Consider the following 16,189-nt stretch of genomic DNA (forward strand, 5'->3'; position numbering starts at 1 on the left):
CCTTAACTGTGGGCGACCAGCGCCAGGGCGGCGAGAATAAACAGCAGCGCCAGCAGGCGCAGTATGTCCATCGGTCGGCGTTCGACGCCGAACAGCCCAAAGTGGTCGATAATCAGGCTCTTAAAAACCTGGCCTGCAAGAATGCCTATCATCGTCATGGCGATACCGATAACGGGCGTCGCGACGGTGAGGATCACGACATACCCCGCGCCGAGCAGGCCGCCGGTCAGCTGCCAGCCGGGCTGGGCGAAAAACGACGGGCTATTGCGCGGGCTGTAGAACAGCATCAGCAGAAAAGTGAGCGCCGCGCCGACGCCGAAGATGCTGAACGCCGCCCAGAAATCGCCGACTTCGCCGCCGAGCGGCCCCAGCAGGCCCGCCTCAACGGAAAGCCCCATCCCGCCCGCAATCACGAGCGCTATCAATAAAAGCTGCATGGTTATCCTTAAAAAAATCGCGAAGGCCGCGCAGTGTAGTGCAGCGCGCTGTGCTGAAAAACGCTACGATGCACGAAACACCTTTGCAGGATTGGCACAGATGATGGATACCGGTTCAGTCAATATTCGGGCGCTACAGCTGTTTATCAGCGTCTTTGACGGGGAGAGTTTCTCGGCCGTGGCGCGCCGGGAGGGCGTGTCGGCCTCGATGATCTCGCGGGTTATCCGCCAGCTTGAGGAGGCGCTCGGCCAGCAGCTTTTCTACCGCAACACCCGCGCCGTCATCCCTACCGAAGCCGGGCGGCTGTTTGCGCAGTACGCGCGCGGCATCGCCGAGCAGTTCAGCGAGGCCAGGCGCGAGTTGCAGGACAGGGCGCTTGAACCTTCCGGGCTGCTGCGCATCAACGCGCCGGTGTTCTTCGGCCAGCGGCATATCGCGCCGTGGCTGACCGGCCTTGCGGAGCGCTACCCGCGCCTGCAGCTGGAACTGACCCAGACCGACGATTATGTCGACCCGCATCGCGACGCTACCGATCTTATCGTGCGCATCGGCACGCTCACCGATTCCAGCTTTCACGCCCGCGTGTTTTGCGAACAGCGCTATTATTTCGCCGCCGCGCCGCGTTATCTGGCGCGCTACGGCGCGCCCGCGTCGCCGGAGGATTTCCGCGCGCATCAGTGTCTGGTCTACAGCGGTTCGTCAGGGCCCAACCGCTGGCTGGCGCGCAGGCCCGGCGAGCCGTGGGTGCATTACCCGATAAGCGCGCGGCTCGTCTCGAATAACGCCAGCTCGCTGCTGACGGCGGCGCTCGACGGCATGGGGCTTGTCCTGTTCCCGGACTGGCTGATGGGGGAGTGGCTTAAGCAGGGCAGGTTGACGAAAGTGTTGCCGGAGTATGAGGCGGCAATCAACACGGAGGCGCAGCATATCGCGGCCATTTACCCGAACGCACGGCATCCGCCGCTCAACGTGCGCGCGGCGATCGACTACTTTGTCGAGGCGTTCGGCACGCCGGTTTACTGGCAGCGCGACTGACCGTCCCTGTAAAAAAAGGGCCGCGCGGCGCGGCCCTTTCTCTTTTGGTGATGGTGTGAACGCCTGGTCAGGAAGGCAGATCGTCTTTTTTCTCAACCGCGACGGAGGAGCGTCCGGGACCGGCGGAGAACGTATTCCAGCAGGTGACGAAGAGCGCGGCGATAAGCGGCCCCACCACGAAGCCGTTAATGCCGTACACTTCCAGCCCGCCGAGGGTCGAGAGTAAAATCAGCCAGTCGGGCATACGGATATCTTTCCCCACCAGCAGCGGGCGCAGCAGATTATCGGCAAGGCCCACGACCACCACGAAAAACGCGGTCAGCAGCACGGCTTTGATTATCGCGCCGGTCGTGAAGAGATAAATCACCGCCGGTACCCAGATAAGCGCGGCGCCGACCGCAGGCACCAGCGACAGAAATGCCATCAGCGAACCCCAGAGGATGCTCGCGCCAATACCCGCGAAGTAAAACGCCACGCCGCCCAGAATGCCCTGTACGATGGCCACCACGACCGTGCCTTTCACCGTGGCGCGCGCCACGGCGGCGAAGCGGCGAAACAGCCGCTGTTTCACTTTATCGGAGAGCGGCACCGCGCTCAGCACCACTGACACCAGCCGCGAGCCATCCTTCAGCAGGAAAAACAGCAGGTAGAGCATGATGCCGAAGCCTATCACCACGCTGAACGTGTTGCGGCTGATGAGAAAAAGACTGCCCGCTACATACTGGCTGCCCTTAAGCGCCACGCCGGAGATCTTCTCCTGGATGGCGGTCGCGTTGTCGAGCTGGTTTTCCGCCAGCATCCGCTGCGCCCAGTCCGGCAGGATGCGCACCACATCGGCCAGCAACGTCGGTAGCGAGGTGTTATTGGCCTGCACATCGCTGTAAACGGCGTTGAATTCGCTCACCAGCGACGAGGCCACCACCGCCAGCGGCACGAAGACCAGCAGGCAGATAAGCACCACGGTTAAGAGCGAGGCGATGTTGTTGCGCCCGTTCATCATGTGACAGAGCCTGCGCTTTATCGGGTAAAAGATGACGGCCAGGATCACCGCCCACAGCACGGCGGAAAGATACGGTTTTACAAGATTGAAAAAGAGGATCGAAACGATAAACAGGATCAGGATAAAAAAGCCCCTGGACATCTCTTTCGAGTTCATGGTGCGTCCTTATTGTCATTAAAAGCAGCCGGATACTACAGCGTCGCGGCATCCACTTCATCCCGGAGGGTCTTATAAACGTAGCTGAAGGGCGCAGAGATTGTCGAAGGGGAACGGCGGGGGCCTGTGAAAAGGCCCCCGGCGGGGTCAGGTAACCGGCCACTGGGTGAGGCGAATACCGCGCTGCGGCGCGTTCTGCGCGAAGTCGCTCAGCACGGCTTTGACATCCGGGTCGAAATAGTCGGCGTTGTCATGCTCGACAATCACCACGCTCTTTTCCGGAATTTTATCCAGCAGCGCTTGCAGGCGCGGGTTGTGCATAAACGTCAGGTTCTGGTGAATGCGCAGCACGTAGTGGTCGTCATAGCGCGCCAGCTGCATGGCGTTACGATGGCTGTGCCAGAGGCTGAGCGCTATCTGGGCGACAAGACCGATGCCGATGCCTGCGAGCATCCCGAAGGCGATGATGCCGATGATGGTCGCGAGGAACGGCACATACTGCTGCGCGCCCGCGCGAAACTGCCCGACAAAAAGACGCGGCGTGGCGAGCTTGTAGCCGGTATAGAGCAGCACCGCCGCGAGGCTCGCCAGCGGGATGGTCATTAAGACGTCGCGAAACCACAGCACGCAAATAAGCAGCAGCGCGCCGTGAATGAAAATCGACAGTTTGGTCTGCGCGCCGGTGCTGACGTTCACGGAGCTGCGCACGATCACCGCCGTGATCGGCATCGCGCCCACAAGACCTGCCAGCAGATTGCCCGCGCCCTGCGCCAGCATTTCGCGGTTGGGCGACGGCGGCGGATTCTGCGGGCGCAGCTTTTTCAGCGCCTCCTGGCTTAAGAGCGTTTCCAGGCTCGCCACCAGCGCGAGCGTCACCGCCACCACATACACCGACGGATTGGTCAGCGCCTGCCAGGCGGGGGCTTCCAGTTCGGAGACCAGCGCGCCTAAGTTTGCGAACTCCGGGAGCGTGATAAGCGGCAGGCGCTCAAGCAGCGCGGGCGCGCTGTGGCTGAGGGCAAGCGTCGTGACGCAGCCTGCCAGCACCGCCACCAGGGGGCCTGGGATCCAGGCGAGGCTTTTCACGCGCCGGATGGCGGGGGAGCTCCAGAGCGCCATTAACAGCAGCCCGGCTGCCGCGACCGCGATGGAGACCGGCGAGAACGTGAAGCCCTCGCGAAACACCGCAAGCAGGCTGTTTTCATCCGCCGCGCCCAGCGCCACCGGGATCTGCTGCATAATTAACAGCAGGCCGATCGCCGCCAGCATCCCTTTAATGACGCTGCCCGGCACCAGCGCGATAAACCGCCCGGCGCGGATAAGCCCGAGCGCGATTTGCAGCACGCCCGCCAGCACCAGCGCCAGCAGAAACGCCGAAAACGAGCCGAGGCTTTCAATCGAGGCGACGACAATCGTCACCAGGCCCGCGGCGGGGCCGCTGACCGCAAAGCGCGATGGGCTTAATGCCGTGACCACCAGGCCGCCGATAATGCCGGTCAGCAGACCGACAAACGGCGGCAGGCCGCTTGCCTGGGCGATGCCAAGGCAGAGCGGCAGCGCCACGAGAAAGACAACCACCCCCGCCAGGCTGTCCTGGCGCAGCGTATTCATGTTCATTATGCTTCCTCCCCCGTTTGTTCCGTCAGCATGTCCAGATGGCCGGAGGCCAGGTCATAGACGCAACCGTACACGTTCAGCTCCTGACCGCTGCGCCAGATGTTGCGCACCGTGCGGGTCTGCACCAGACGGTTGAACTGCGCGATGACGTTGGCTTCCACCAGATGATTCAGGGTTTGCGTATCGGGCGGCGACGCGTCGCGCCCGGCGATATGCTGCGACAGCGCCTCGCGCAGGTGGCTGATACGCCGCGCCAGCGAAGAAGACTCCTGGGCAAGCGACATCTGCGGCAGGGTCAGCGCCGCCTGCACGCCGCCGCAGCCGTAATGGCCGCACACCACGATGCGTTTCACTTTCAGGTAGTGCAGCGCGTATTGCAGCACGCTCATAAAATTATCGTCGTCCGGGTCGACCATGTTGGCGATGTTGCGGTGCACGAACAGCTCGCCTGGGTGAGAGCCGGTGAGCACTTCCGCCGGTACACGGCTGTCGGAACAGCCAATCCACAGCGAGTGCGGCTGCTGCTGATCGCGGTGTTTGTCAAAGTAATCCGGGTCCCGTTGAAGACGCTGCTGCGCCCAGCTACGGTTTTTGGCCAGAAGAGGTTTTAGGGTGGTCAAAATACGGTCTCCATGAGGGATCCAACGAGCGAATATCGACGGCCCGTGACGGGCATTCTCCGTGAGCTCGCTACGGCGAAATTAATAAGTAGCATTATTCAGCGATATTTATGCCTCAGGAAATTCCTATAAGAGAAATTAAAGTTTAAAGGTTTATCAGCTTTGTAAAGTTTTAAAAATTCTGGGTAAGCAAATGCGAGTGGCTATAACAGAAACAAAAAGTAATTCATCATGAAATGATGAGTCTGGTGATAGTCAGCCTGAGTAAGTCTTTGTTATAACGTGGATAAGAAAAGCATCTTTTAAAATTCGTGGGCGCGTGGTTTTCTGCGAGAATATATTGCTTCTCGTCTTTTGTTTTCCGATAACGCTTTCTTTTGATGATAAGCATTGTTTATGTTTTGGGGTGAGATATCGACAGGCTTCTTTTGCCGAACGCGGTTAAGAACCTGCGTTTTCGAGTGCCCGGAATGACCGCGCGCGAGGTGCTTGCGGCTGAGAGGGATATGGTCGGGCGGCGGCGCGCGGGTTTGTGTCGCTGACCCGGCCGTTGCATACGCGCCTGTCGCCTGCAATCGAGAGCGGCGCAACCTATTCTCCCCCTGAAATTTAGCGGGTACGCAAACCGATTTTTTTATGACAACAAAATAAAAGTTTATTACCGCTAAAAAAAAGCGTAGAGAAAATAACCTATTATTTCGGCGGATCGAATAAAAAAACAGCGATACGTGAGCAAGACTGCGCCGACCAGAGTCGATGAATAAGATAAAACTTAACCATCATCATATTTTTTCATAAAATCCGCGTTAAAAATGTCTGCGGGCCGTGAGCTTCAGCGTAAACTGCGTTTTCGCCAGGGATGCTACGTAAATACCAGACTGGAGGTGAATATGTATTCCTTTATCGCCAGGCAGCCAATCTTTGACGCTGCGCTTAATACCGTCGCGTATGAGCTGCTTTATCGCAATGGATTGACCAATACGTTTCCGCTGGTAACGGAAGAATACGCCACCAACCATCTGCTGGCGGAGCAATTCCTTGTCACGCCGTTGCAACGTCTGGTGGGACCGCACACGTCCTATATCAATTTTCCGCATGAGATGATCGTCAACGGCCTGGCGCAAACGCTGCCGGCGGAAAAAGTGGTGATTGAGATCCATCAGAACGCGGCCCCGGAACCCGAGCTGTTAAAAATGGTACGGGAGATGTATTACAAAGGCTTTCGTTTTGCTCTTGATAACTTTCGATTGAGCGAGGCGTGGTCGAATTTCCTGCCGTATGTCACCATTATTAAATTCGATATTCAGGCATTAACACCGGAGCAAATTGCACGCTTTATTCGTGACAATAATATTAGCAACCGCAAATTACTGGCTGAAAAAGTCGAAACCCGCGAGCAATTTACCCTCTACAAAGAGATGGGATTTCAGCGTTTCCAGGGCTATTTTTATGGCGAGCCGGAAATGATCAAGACCCGTAAATTGCCGGAGCAGCAGATGTTTATTCTGCAATTGCTCAATGAAGTGGTGTCGGCAAATCCGGATATGCGCAAAATTGAAGAGCTCATCAGCCGCGATGTGGCGATTACCTACAAGCTGATGCGCTACGTCAATAACATCAAATATAAAATCAACCACCACGCCAATGCGGATGTTTTGCCCTTCCGTAATATTCTTTATTTCTTAGGGCTCAGCGAGTTGCGGCGGTTTATCGCGATTCTGGCCGTCACCCACAGCAGCGAGCCTGCGGTCACCGAGCTGTTTAACTACAGCCTCGCCTGCGGGCGCTTTTGCGAAATGGCGGTTGCGCAAACGGGCGCGAGCGTCGATGAAAACGACGCCTTTATCGCCGGGCTGTTCTCGCGGCTGGATATTATTCTGAGCGTGCCGATGGCGGTACTGCTGGAGCAGATAACCGTACCGGTCATCGTGCGCGAGGCGCTGCTGAACCGCAGCGGTACGCTCGGCGCGCTGCTGGATCTCTACGAAGGCTACGAGCAGAACCACTGGCAGGGCGTCACGCAGGGGATGAAACAGCTCAATATGAGCGAAGCGCAGGTGCAGCAGCTGTTTCTCGAAGCGGTGGAGTGGGGCGACAGGATTATTTAATACCGGCGCCGTCGCCCGAACCTGCCGGTTGCGGCGCCAAACGTGCAACTTCAGGCATTACGCCTGCGGCACGTCCTCCAGCGAAAAGTAAATCGTTAGCCCATGTTCCCGGGCAATTTCCACATCACGATCCGCGCCCCCGGAGGCGCCAGGCAGGCGCAACACCGCGTCGCATTTCGCCACCAGACGGTGTGCGACCGGATACAAAAACCGCTCGCTTATCGCATCGCCGGGCTTCTCACTGCCAGCTGCTCCGGCGAGCGGCAGCGCGAGCCATTCGCCGATAACTGGCACATGGCCACGCTCAAACAGCGCCAGCGCCGCCTGCTCAAGGCGCGCCAGGTTCTGCCGCATCAGGGTTTCATCGCCGTTGGTGCCGCTGCGCCACGGGCCTGCCACCAGAATCAGTTTGCTCATCGTCGTATCCTTAAATCAGTGCGTTCAGCGCCGCGTATTGCAGCAGCATGATGGTTTTGGCATCGACTATCTCGCCGTCGCGCACCGCGCGCAGCGCCTCGTCGATGGGCATTTTTACGACCTCGATATCCTCGCCTTCTTCCGCGACCCCGCCGCCCGCGCCGCGTCGGCGCGTCGGATGGTATTCGCCGACAAAGAAATAGAGTTTTTCCGTGACCGAGCCGGGGCTCATATAGGCTTCAAACACTTTCTCCACGTTTTCCACCAGATAGCCGGTCTCTTCTTCGGCTTCCGCCCGGATGCGCGCTTCAGGCTCGGCGTCATCGAGCAGGCCCGCCGCGGTTTCGGTCAGCAGCCCGTCGTAACCGTTAAGGAAAACCGGCAGGCGAAACTGGCGGGTGAGCACAACGCAGCGCTCGGCGCGGTTATACAGCAGGATGGTCGCGCCGTTGCCGCGATCGTAGGCTTCGCGGCTCTGGCGCTGCCACTGACCGTCGCGGCGCTGGTAATCGAAGGTATATTTCTTCAGCACATACCAGTCGTCAGACAGGGTTTGCGTCCCGATAATGCGTACTTTTTCACGAACAGATGGCATGATGGCGTCTCCACAGGTAGAATTGGCAACATAACGTGCATATTCGTGCATGGTCAAGAAATATCGTGCAACAGGAAACCCGTATGCTGACGTCACAACGTAAAAAACTCATCCTGGAAAAACTGGCGGCAGAAGGGCAGGTGCAGTCCCGGGCGCTCAGCGAGTGGTTTAACGTCTCGGAAGATACGATACGGCGCGATCTGCGCGAGCTCTCCGCCGAAGGCCGTCTGCAACGCGTGCATGGCGGCGCGTTACCGGCATCGGCGGCGGTGGTGGATTTCGCGGGCCGCAGCCAGTTGTCGCTCGACTCCAAACGGGCGGTAGCCCGGCGCGCCGCAGCCCTGATTGAGCCGGGACAGATTGTGATGCTCGACGGCGGCACGACGACCAGCGAACTGGTGAAATGCCTGCCGCCGGATCTCGCGATTACCGTCATCACCCACAGCCCCGGCATCGCGCTGCTGCTGGTGGAGCATCCGCGTATTGAGGTGATCCTTATCGGCGGGCGGCTGTTTAAACACTCCATCGTCTCGGTGGGCGCGGCGGCTATCGAGGCGATGAGCCATCTGCGCGCCGACCTGTTTTTTATGGGCGTGACCGGCATTCGCGCCGACGCGGGCCTGAGCACCGGCGACTATGAAGAGGCGTGCGTGAAGCGCGCGCTGGCCTCGCGCGCGGCCGAAACGGTGGTTATGGCCTCGCGTGAAAAGCTCAATGCCGCTTCCGCGTTCTGCATCGGCGACATCTCGCTTATCCATACGCTGGTGGTGGAAGGCGACACCGCCGACAGCCTGCTCGCGCCGTTTGCCGCGCAGGGCGTGACGGTCTTAAAGGCGTAACGCGCCCCCTGGAATCGGTGGGATTGGCAGGCGGGCATTGCCTGGAAAATGCCCGCCTGTTAGCGTGAAGGCATGAACCGACTCCCACACGCTGTTATCGCCGCGATTATTCGCACCGCCTTCTGGTCGGAGGGATAACGCGTATCGCTTACCCGCCTGCAGGGCGGGCGCCTTGCAGGCCACTGCTGCGAGGCTGACGATGTCCCACACGCTTTCCTGTAAACCCGGACCGACGCTCTATCTGCTGTGCGGCAAAATCGCCGCAGGGAAATCGACGCTCGCCGCCGCGCTGGCGCGCGAGGCGAACGCGGTGATCGTCAGTGAGGACGTCTGGCTTGCGCGGCTTTATGGCCCGGAGATGACGGAGGTCGCCGATTATGTCCGTTTCGCCGCCCGGCTTCGCGAAGCGATGACGCCGCATCTCACCGCGCTGCTTGACGCCGGCCTGAGCCTGGTGCTTGATTTCCCGGCTAACACGCCGCAGAGCCGCGCCTGGATGAAAAATCTGATTGACGCCAGCGGCGCAGCGCATGAGCTGCACTGGCTGGATGTGCCGGACGCGGTCTGCCTGGCGCGTCTGCGTCGCCGTAACCAGCAGGGTGGGCACGATTTCGCCGCCACGGACGCCCAGTTCGCGCAGGTAACGCGCTATTTCGTTCCGCCTGGCGCGCAAGAGGGGTTTAACATTGTGGCGCACCGCGAGGCCCCGGACGGAAACTGCGCATAACCGGGCAAAGCTGTCTATTCTGTGAATGACGACGTCCGAAAACGGTTATGCGGATAATTTCAGGAGGGACGGCATGAAGTTTTTTTATTTTGTATCGTTAATTGCAGCGGCCTGTTATCTGTTTGCTTTTTTACCGCGCGCGAAAAGTGACCGTGAGCCGCTCGCGTACTGGGGATGCTGGGCGTATCTGGGGGCCTCGGCGATTTACTGGGCCATTTTCGGATTAAGGCATTATTTTTAGCCAGTATAATAACGTGCCGGGAAATAATACCCGGCGGATAACGCCATTATGTCGTAAAAGTAAATAGCGAGGGTATTATTCCTAAAGGTTTTATTTTTACCCGTTCTCCATAATTCCATCGCTTTCTTTACAAAATTACGCTATCTTTTCGCGCGCAAAGCCGTCATTCTGACGCTTAGCGTCATCGCTGTAGTTGATAACGTGCTGAACCACACCGCACTGCGTTACAAATATGTTTCAAATACAAGACGATGCAAATTACCAGCCGCAGAATGCCCCAAAGGCTGGAGCCAGTTTCAGTTAATTAAGGTTGTTATCATTAGCGGGTTAATATTACTCACTGCGGCGTTTTGCTGCGGCTGTCGCCAGAAATTACCACGTAATACGGCGAAATGTTTCAGAATTCATGAAAAGGCCACTTTTTATTCACATTCTGACATTACTTTAATTCAAACCGGGAGCCATTACGGCGCATCTTCTTTTTTACCTCCCCGTATTTTATTTTGTAGCAGGAAGGCATTATCCCTGCTGAATCATTCTCTGTCTGGTTTGTACCGCTTACGGAACGGCTTCTTTATGCGATACACCGCTGTGCATAAAGGTGCTTTATGAAAAATGTCATGCCGTTTTCCCGCGCGCTGCTGAATCCGCGTTACTGGTTTACCTGGTTCGGGCTCGGCCTGTTGTGGCTGCTCGTGCAGATGCCGCATCCGCTGCTAATGCGCTTAGGCGCGTTCCTCGGCGGCAACTCGCGCCGCTTTCTCAAGCGCCGTGAAAAAATCCTGCGTCGCAACCTTGAGCTGTGCTTCCCGAACTTCAGCGAGGCGCAAAAAGAGCAGCTGATTCAGGAAAACTTTCTGTCGCTCGGCATGGCGCTGCTGGAAACCGGCATGGCCTGGTTCTGGTCGGACGCGCGCATCAAAAAATGGTTTAACGTTGAAGGGCTTCACCATCTGCACCAGGCGAACGCGCAGCAGCGCGGCGTTATCGTCATCGGCGTGCATTTTATGTCGCTGGAGCTGGGCGGTCGCGTGATGGGGCTGTGCAAGCCGATGATGGCGATGTACCGCCCGCACAATAATAAAGCGATGGAATGGGCGCAGACCAAAGGGCGTATGCGTTCCAACAAAGCGATGATCGACCGTAAAGATCTCAAAGGCATGGTGCACGCGCTGAAGCAGGGCGAAGCGGTTTGGTTCGCGCCGGACCAGGATTACGGCCCGCGCGGCAGCACCTTCGCGCCGCTGTTCGCGGTCAATAACGCGGCGACCACGCGCGGCACTTATGTGTTGTCACGCCTGAGCAATGCGGCGATGCTGACCATTGTGATGATCCGCAACCCCGACGCCAGCGGTTATAAGCTGATTATCCAGCCGGAGTTGCAGGGTTATCCGCGCGAAGACGAAGCCGCCGCGGCCTGTTACATGAACAAGGTTATCGAGCGCGAAATTCTGCGCGCGCCGGAGCAGTATCTCTGGATCCACCGCCGCTTCAAAACCCGCCCGGCAGGTGAAGCGTCGCTCTACACTTAATTCGCTTAATAAAAAAGCCCCGCTCAGTGCGGGGCTTTTTTTTGGCTTAATCGCGGTTTCACCACGCCATGCAGCGCCGGGTTATCGCTCTCATCCTTGAGCTTCACGCCGGTGAGCCTGCGTAAAAACGCTTGCTCCAGCAGCCAGGCGAGCTTAAACGCCGCTGCCTCCCACGGCAGCCCTTCCGGGCGGATATTGGAGATGCAGTTGCGCTCGGACTCAATACGCGAGCGCTGCGGCTGCCAGGTGAGGTAGACCCCGAGGCTATCCGGCGACGACAGGCCGGGGCGCTCGCCAATCAGGATCGCGACGGCCCGCGCGCCCAGCGCCTCGCCGATATCATCCCCTAATGCCACCCGCGACTGGTGCGCCAGCACCACGGGCGCAAGCGATAAGCCGAGCGTGTCGATATAGGGCAGCAGGGCGCGGATAAACCCGACCGACTGGCGGTGCACGGCGTGGGATGAGAGCCCGTCGCCAATCACCAGCAGCAAATCGGCGTCGCGTTTACGCGCGCTCAGCATCGCGCGGCTCTCGTCATCCAGACGGCGGCCCAGATCCGGGCGGTGCAGATAGGTGGCGCGATCGGGCGCGGCGCTGTGCACGGTAAGCGTCGCAAGCCCGAGCGCCTCCAGCGCGGTACGCAACTGCTCGCTGTCGAAGGGCTGATGGATGGCGTCGCGCGCCTGCGCATGCGCCAGACCGAATTTCAGCACCTCATCGGTAGGAAGGCTCGCGCCGCTGCGCCCGAGCGCGATGCGGGCGTCGGTAAACTGGCGTAGCAGTTCCCAGCTGTCGTGGATGCTCATACGTTTTCCCCCTGCGGCAGCGCCGTCAACAGCGGATGGTTCGCGCCGGTCAGGCGCAGGTCGCCCTGGGCGTTGATTATCTGCATTTTCTCAAGCCAGGCGGCGAATTCCGGGGCGTGCTTCAGGCCCAGCAGGCGACGGATGTAGAGCGCGTCGTGAAATGACGTGCTCTGGTAATTCAGCATAATGTCGTCCGCGCCCGGCACGCCGATAAGAAACGTCAGCCCGGCGGCGGCAAGCAGCGTCAGCAGCGTGTCCATGTCGTCCTGATCCGCCTCGGCGTGGTTGGTGTAACAGACGTCGCAGCCGAGCGGCAGTCCCATTAGCTTGCCGCAGAAGTGATCCTCAAGCCCGGCGCGGATGATCTGTTTGCCGTCATAGAGGTATTCCGGGCCGATAAACCCCACCACGGTGTTGACCAGCAGCGGCTTAAAGTGGCGCGCCACCGCGTAGGCCCGCGCCTCGCAGGTCTGCTGATCGACGCCGTGATGCGCGTTTGAAGAAAGACAGCTTCCCTGGCCGGTCTCGAAATACATCACGTTGTCGCCGAGCGTGCCGCGCCCGAGACTCAGCGCCGCCTCGTGTGCCTCCTGAAGGAGCGCCAGGCTGATGCCAAAGCCGCTGTTCGCCGCCTCGGTGCCCGCCACTGACTGAAACACCAGGTCCACCGGCGCGCCGCGCTCGATAAGCTGGAGCGTATTGGTCACATGCGTCAGCACGCAGGACTGCGTCGGGATCTCAAAACGGCTGATGACATCATCCAGCATATAGTTGAGCCGCTCCAGCACCGGCAGGCTGTCGCTCGCCGGGTTAATGCCGACCACCGCGTCGCCGCTGCCGTAGAACAGCCCGTCGAGCATACTGGCGGCGATGCCGCGCAGGTCGTCCGTCGGATGATTCGGTTGTAAGCGCACGCTTAAATGGCCCGGCAGGCCGATGGTGTTGCGAAAGCGCGTCACCACGCGGCATTTGCTGGCGGCGAGGATCAGATCCTGATTGCGCATTAATTTGCTGACCGCCGCCGCCATCTCCGGCGTGATGCCCGGCGCTACCCGCGCCAGCGTCTCGCTGGTGGTCGACTCATCCAGCAGCCAGTCGCGAAAATCGCCGACCGTCAGATGGCTGACCGGCGCGAAGGCGTCGCGGTCATGAGTGTCGATAATCAGCCGCGTCACCTCATCCTGCTCATACGGGATGACGGGGTTATCGAGGATGTCGCGCAGCGGCACGTCGGCCAGCGCCATCTTCGCCGCCATTCGCTCGGCGGCGCTTTGCGCCGCGATGCCCGCCAGCATATCGCCCGAACGCGCGGGCGTGGCTTTCGCCAGCAGCGTTTTCAGGCTGTCGAAACGGTATGTCGAATGCGTAAGCGTAGTGCGATACACAAGCGCTCCTTATGAGGCGACGCGTAGCTGGGCGTCAACGGCGGCGGCGGCCCGCGCGCTGGCGGTCAGCCGGAACCACAGGTAGCCTGCCAGCATCATCACGGCGAAAATCGCGGCCAGCGCCGGGTTAAACCAGACCATCGCCACGAGGCAGAGCAGGGCCATACCCAGCGCGAACGCGGGTGCCAGCGGCCAGAGCGGCGCGCGGAAAGGCCGCGCCAGATGCGGCTCGCTGCGCCGCAGCTTAAACAGCGCGGCCATCGAGACGATATACATAACAATAGCCCCAAACACCGACATGGTGACGATGCTGGCCGTGAGCGACATCCCGTTTATGGTGATCAGCGAATCGGAGAAGATAGCTGCAATCCCGACAATGCCGCCCGCGAGGATCGCCCGGTGCGGCGTGCGGGTGCGCGGGTGGACAGCCGCGAGGCCCGCCGGCAGAAAGCCTGCGCGCGCCAGCGAGAAAATCTGCCGTGAATAACCCATGATAATGCCGTGAAACGACGCCACCAGGCCAAACAGGCCGAGCCACACCAGCATATGCAGCCAGCCGCTGTTGGCCCCGACGATGGTTTTCATCGCCTGCGGCAGCGGATCGTTAATATTCGCGAGCGCGCGCCAGTCGCCGACGCCGCCTGCGAAGATCATCACGCCGAGCGCCAGCACCGTCAGGGTGATAATGCCGCCGCCGAGCGCTCGCGGAATGGTGCGCTGCGGATCTTTCGCTTCTTCCGCGGCCATCGACGCGCCCTCAATGGCTAAGAAAAACCAGATGGCGAAGGGGATGGCGGCAAACATACCCGGCAGAGCGAGGCTACTGAAATTCTCCGCCCCCGACCAGCCGTGCGCGGTAAAGTGGCTCCATGAAAAGCCTGGTGCAACCACGCCCATAAACACCAGCAGCTCGAAAATGGCGAGCAGGGTGACGATAAGCTCAAAAGTGGCGGCGATGCCGACGCCGAGAATATTGAGCGTCATAAAGATGACATAAGCGCCGCAGGCGATCCATTTCGGGTCGAGCGACGGAAACTGCACGTTAAGATAAGCACCGATGGCCATCGCGATGGCAGGCGGGGCGAACACAAACTCTACCAGCGTGGCGAAGCCCGCGATAAACCCCCCGGTGGGGCCAAAGGCCCGGCAGGCGTAAGCGAACGGCCCGCCCGCGTGCGGAATGGCGGTCGTCAGTTCGGTAAAGCTAAAGATAAACGCGCAATACATGGCGGCAATCGCCAGCGCCACCACCAGAAAGCCCATCGTGCCCGCCTGAGACCAGCCATAGCTCCAGCCGAAATACTCGCCGGAAATCACCAGCCCCACCGCGATGCCCCACAGCCGGAAACTGCCCAGCGTGCGTTTTAACCCTGCCTGCTGTTCGCTCATACCTCACCTCGTAAGACGACGGATAGACCTGGCGAGCGCTGCAAAGAGCGTACCAGCCGCGCAGGCCCGCACGGCGCGGGGCCGCCAGGTCTGCATGCGCCAGCGTGGTGCTGACAGTGCGCTGCTTTGGTGAATCGTGCGACAGGCTTTGAAAAAGCGTGCGGGTTGTGGGTTAATAACATTTTGTTTACATATGGAGCCGTCACGATGGCCGGGACCGCCGTACCCTTTTCGTTTAGCGACGTCATGCGCCAGCGCGCGCAGGAGCATGCGCTGCGCCTGGATGCCGATCAGGCGCAGCTGGTCGCGGCGCTGGAGGCGCTCGCGGCCCCGCTGCTGGCGGACCGTGCGCGCTTCGCCGGGCTCTATGTCTGGGGCCGACCGGGGCGCGGCAAAAGCTTTATCGTCGATAGCTTTTTTGCCTCGCTGCCGTGCGCCGCGAAAAAACGCGCCCACTTTCATGATTTCTTTCGTGAACTGCATCAGTGCATGATGCATCAGCCGCTGGAGGCGGCGTTGCGTGAGCTGCTCGGCGACGCGCGGCTGCTCTGCTTTGATGAATTCCACCTGCACGATCCGGGCGATGCGATGCTGGCGAAAAAGCTGCTGGAGGTAGCGCTGTCGATGCGCATCACGCTTATCCTGACCTCCAACTATTCTCCGCGCGAGCTGCTGGCGCACCCGCTTTATCACGAGCTGTTTGTGCCGTCGATTGCCCTTATTGAGCGCGAAATGACGATTTTCGCGCTCAACGGCGAGCGCGATTACCGTCTTACTGCCGCAAGCGACGCCGGGCCGTTCAGCCAGGGCGCGTGGCTCTATCCCGGAACTGTTGCCCAGCGCGAGGCTTTCGGGCTGCCTGTCGTCCACGGCGAATTTGCCGTCGCGGCGGGGTATCACACGTTTTATGCCGCCTCGCCGCCGGGCGAGATACTGCACTTTACCTTTGCGGGATTATGCGAAGCGACGACGGCCGTAATGGATTATTTAACGCTCTGCGAATCGTATTCCTGCTGGTTTATTGACGCGGTGCCGCGGCTCGCGCAGGTTAATCCGGCCGCGCAGCAGCGGTTTATTAATCTTATTGACGTGCTCTATGATAAACAGCGGCAGGTATTTGTCGCCAGTGAATATAAGGTGGCGGAGATTATTGACGGCGTGGCGCTTGACGATATTGGCCGCACCGCCAGCCGGCTTTCGCAATTACCAATAATACAGGCTCCTGTTACGGGTTAACGGAATAATAAAGCGCGCGCGTATTAAGGCGATAATAATAAGGCG

The 16,189-nt window shown here is 59.6% G+C and carries 15 protein-coding genes; 6 read left to right on the forward strand and 9 right to left on the reverse strand.

The genetic code is table 11. The features are described 5' to 3' along the window. Nucleotides 1–2: 2 nt before the first annotated feature. Nucleotides 3–437: a DMT family transporter gene (locus tag AFK67_RS04600; protein WP_007720510.1), complete on the reverse strand. Its 435-nt coding sequence runs from the start codon at nt 435–437 to the stop codon at nt 3–5. A 100-nt stretch (nt 438–537) separates the two neighbouring features. On the opposite strand from AFK67_RS04600, the gene AFK67_RS04605 reads away from it, so the two are divergent. Next, nucleotides 538–1,473: a LysR family transcriptional regulator gene (locus AFK67_RS04605; protein ID WP_032967102.1), complete on the forward strand. Its 936-nt coding sequence runs from the start codon at nt 538–540 to the stop codon at nt 1,471–1,473. A 67-nt stretch (nt 1,474–1,540) separates the two neighbouring features. Here the strand turns inward: AFK67_RS04605 and AFK67_RS04610 are convergent, their stop codons facing one another. From AFK67_RS04610 to AFK67_RS04620, 3 genes are all read right to left on the reverse strand, one after another. After that, entirely contained in the window at nt 1,541–2,629 is a 1,089-nt protein-coding gene (locus AFK67_RS04610; protein ID WP_038884111.1) for an AI-2E family transporter, read from the reverse strand. 147 nt (nt 2,630–2,776) lie between these two features. Next, nucleotides 2,777–4,240, reverse strand: coding sequence for a SulP family inorganic anion transporter (locus tag AFK67_RS04615; RefSeq protein WP_085958829.1), 1,464 nt, complete (start codon nt 4,238–4,240; stop codon nt 2,777–2,779). Between the two features lie 5 nt (nt 4,241–4,245). Then, nucleotides 4,246–4,866, reverse strand: a complete 621-nt coding sequence (locus AFK67_RS04620) for a carbonic anhydrase (protein WP_007720506.1) — start codon at nt 4,864–4,866, stop codon at nt 4,246–4,248. A gap of 890 nt (nt 4,867–5,756) precedes the next feature. Between AFK67_RS04620 and AFK67_RS04625 the strand changes: the two genes are divergently transcribed. Continuing rightward, complete coding sequence (locus AFK67_RS04625) at nt 5,757–6,974, forward strand: EAL and HDOD domain-containing protein (RefSeq protein WP_038884108.1); 1,218 nt, start codon at nt 5,757–5,759, stop codon at nt 6,972–6,974. Nucleotides 6,975–7,031: 57 nt separating this feature from the next. Here AFK67_RS04625 and AFK67_RS04630 read toward each other — a convergent pair whose 3' ends face one another. Together AFK67_RS04630 and AFK67_RS04635 are read right to left on the reverse strand one after the other, a co-directional pair. Beyond that, entirely contained in the window at nt 7,032–7,391 is a 360-nt protein-coding gene (locus tag AFK67_RS04630) for a hypothetical protein (protein WP_007720503.1), read from the reverse strand. Nucleotides 7,392–7,401: 10 nt separating this feature from the next. Then, a complete protein-coding gene (locus AFK67_RS04635; protein WP_007720502.1) occupies nt 7,402–7,986 on the reverse strand; it encodes an NUDIX domain-containing protein in 585 nt (194 codons plus the stop codon). An 83-nt stretch (nt 7,987–8,069) separates the two neighbouring features. On the opposite strand from AFK67_RS04635, the gene AFK67_RS04640 reads away from it, so the two are divergent. The 3 genes from AFK67_RS04640 to lpxP all read left to right on the forward strand — a co-directional run bounded on the left by AFK67_RS04640 (nt 8,070) and on the right by lpxP (nt 11,325). Continuing rightward, nucleotides 8,070–8,825, forward strand: coding sequence for a DeoR/GlpR family DNA-binding transcription regulator (locus AFK67_RS04640; protein ID WP_038873938.1), 756 nt, complete (start codon nt 8,070–8,072; stop codon nt 8,823–8,825). 199 nt (nt 8,826–9,024) lie between these two features. Next, the gene (locus AFK67_RS04645) at nt 9,025–9,552 is read left to right on the forward strand and encodes a P-loop nucleotide/nucleoside kinase family protein (protein WP_007720499.1); all 528 of its coding nucleotides are present in this window, start codon (nt 9,025–9,027) and stop codon (nt 9,550–9,552) included. Nucleotides 9,553–10,401: 849 nt separating this feature from the next. After that, entirely contained in the window at nt 10,402–11,325 is a 924-nt protein-coding gene (gene lpxP, locus AFK67_RS04650; RefSeq protein WP_007720497.1) for a kdo(2)-lipid IV(A) palmitoleoyltransferase, read from the forward strand. 23 nt (nt 11,326–11,348) lie between these two features. Here lpxP and eutC read toward each other — a convergent pair whose 3' ends face one another. From eutC to eat, 3 genes are read right to left on the reverse strand one after another with little or no spacing between them, the layout of a single operon-like run. Then, nucleotides 11,349–12,134 carry an ethanolamine ammonia-lyase subunit EutC gene (gene eutC, locus AFK67_RS04655; RefSeq protein WP_038884107.1) on the reverse strand — a complete coding sequence of 262 codons (786 nt, stop codon included), beginning with the start codon at nt 12,132–12,134 and terminating at the stop codon, nt 11,349–11,351. After that, a complete protein-coding gene (locus AFK67_RS04660; protein ID WP_007720496.1) occupies nt 12,131–13,519 on the reverse strand; it encodes an ethanolamine ammonia-lyase subunit EutB in 1,389 nt (462 codons plus the stop codon). The genes eutC and AFK67_RS04660 overlap by 4 nt, the downstream gene beginning before the upstream one ends. Before the next feature lie 9 nt (nt 13,520–13,528). Further along, the gene (eat, locus tag AFK67_RS04665; protein WP_007720495.1) at nt 13,529–14,908 is read right to left on the reverse strand and encodes an ethanolamine permease; all 1,380 of its coding nucleotides are present in this window, start codon (nt 14,906–14,908) and stop codon (nt 13,529–13,531) included. A 207-nt stretch (nt 14,909–15,115) separates the two neighbouring features. On the opposite strand from eat, the gene zapE reads away from it, so the two are divergent. Beyond that, the gene (zapE, locus tag AFK67_RS04670) at nt 15,116–16,144 is read left to right on the forward strand and encodes a cell division protein ZapE (protein ID WP_007720494.1); all 1,029 of its coding nucleotides are present in this window, start codon (nt 15,116–15,118) and stop codon (nt 16,142–16,144) included. The last annotated feature ends 45 nt before the right edge of the window (nt 16,145–16,189 follow it).

Source organism: Cronobacter dublinensis subsp. dublinensis LMG 23823 (genome assembly GCF_001277235.1).
Classification (GTDB): Bacteria; Pseudomonadota; Gammaproteobacteria; order Enterobacterales; family Enterobacteriaceae; genus Cronobacter; species Cronobacter dublinensis.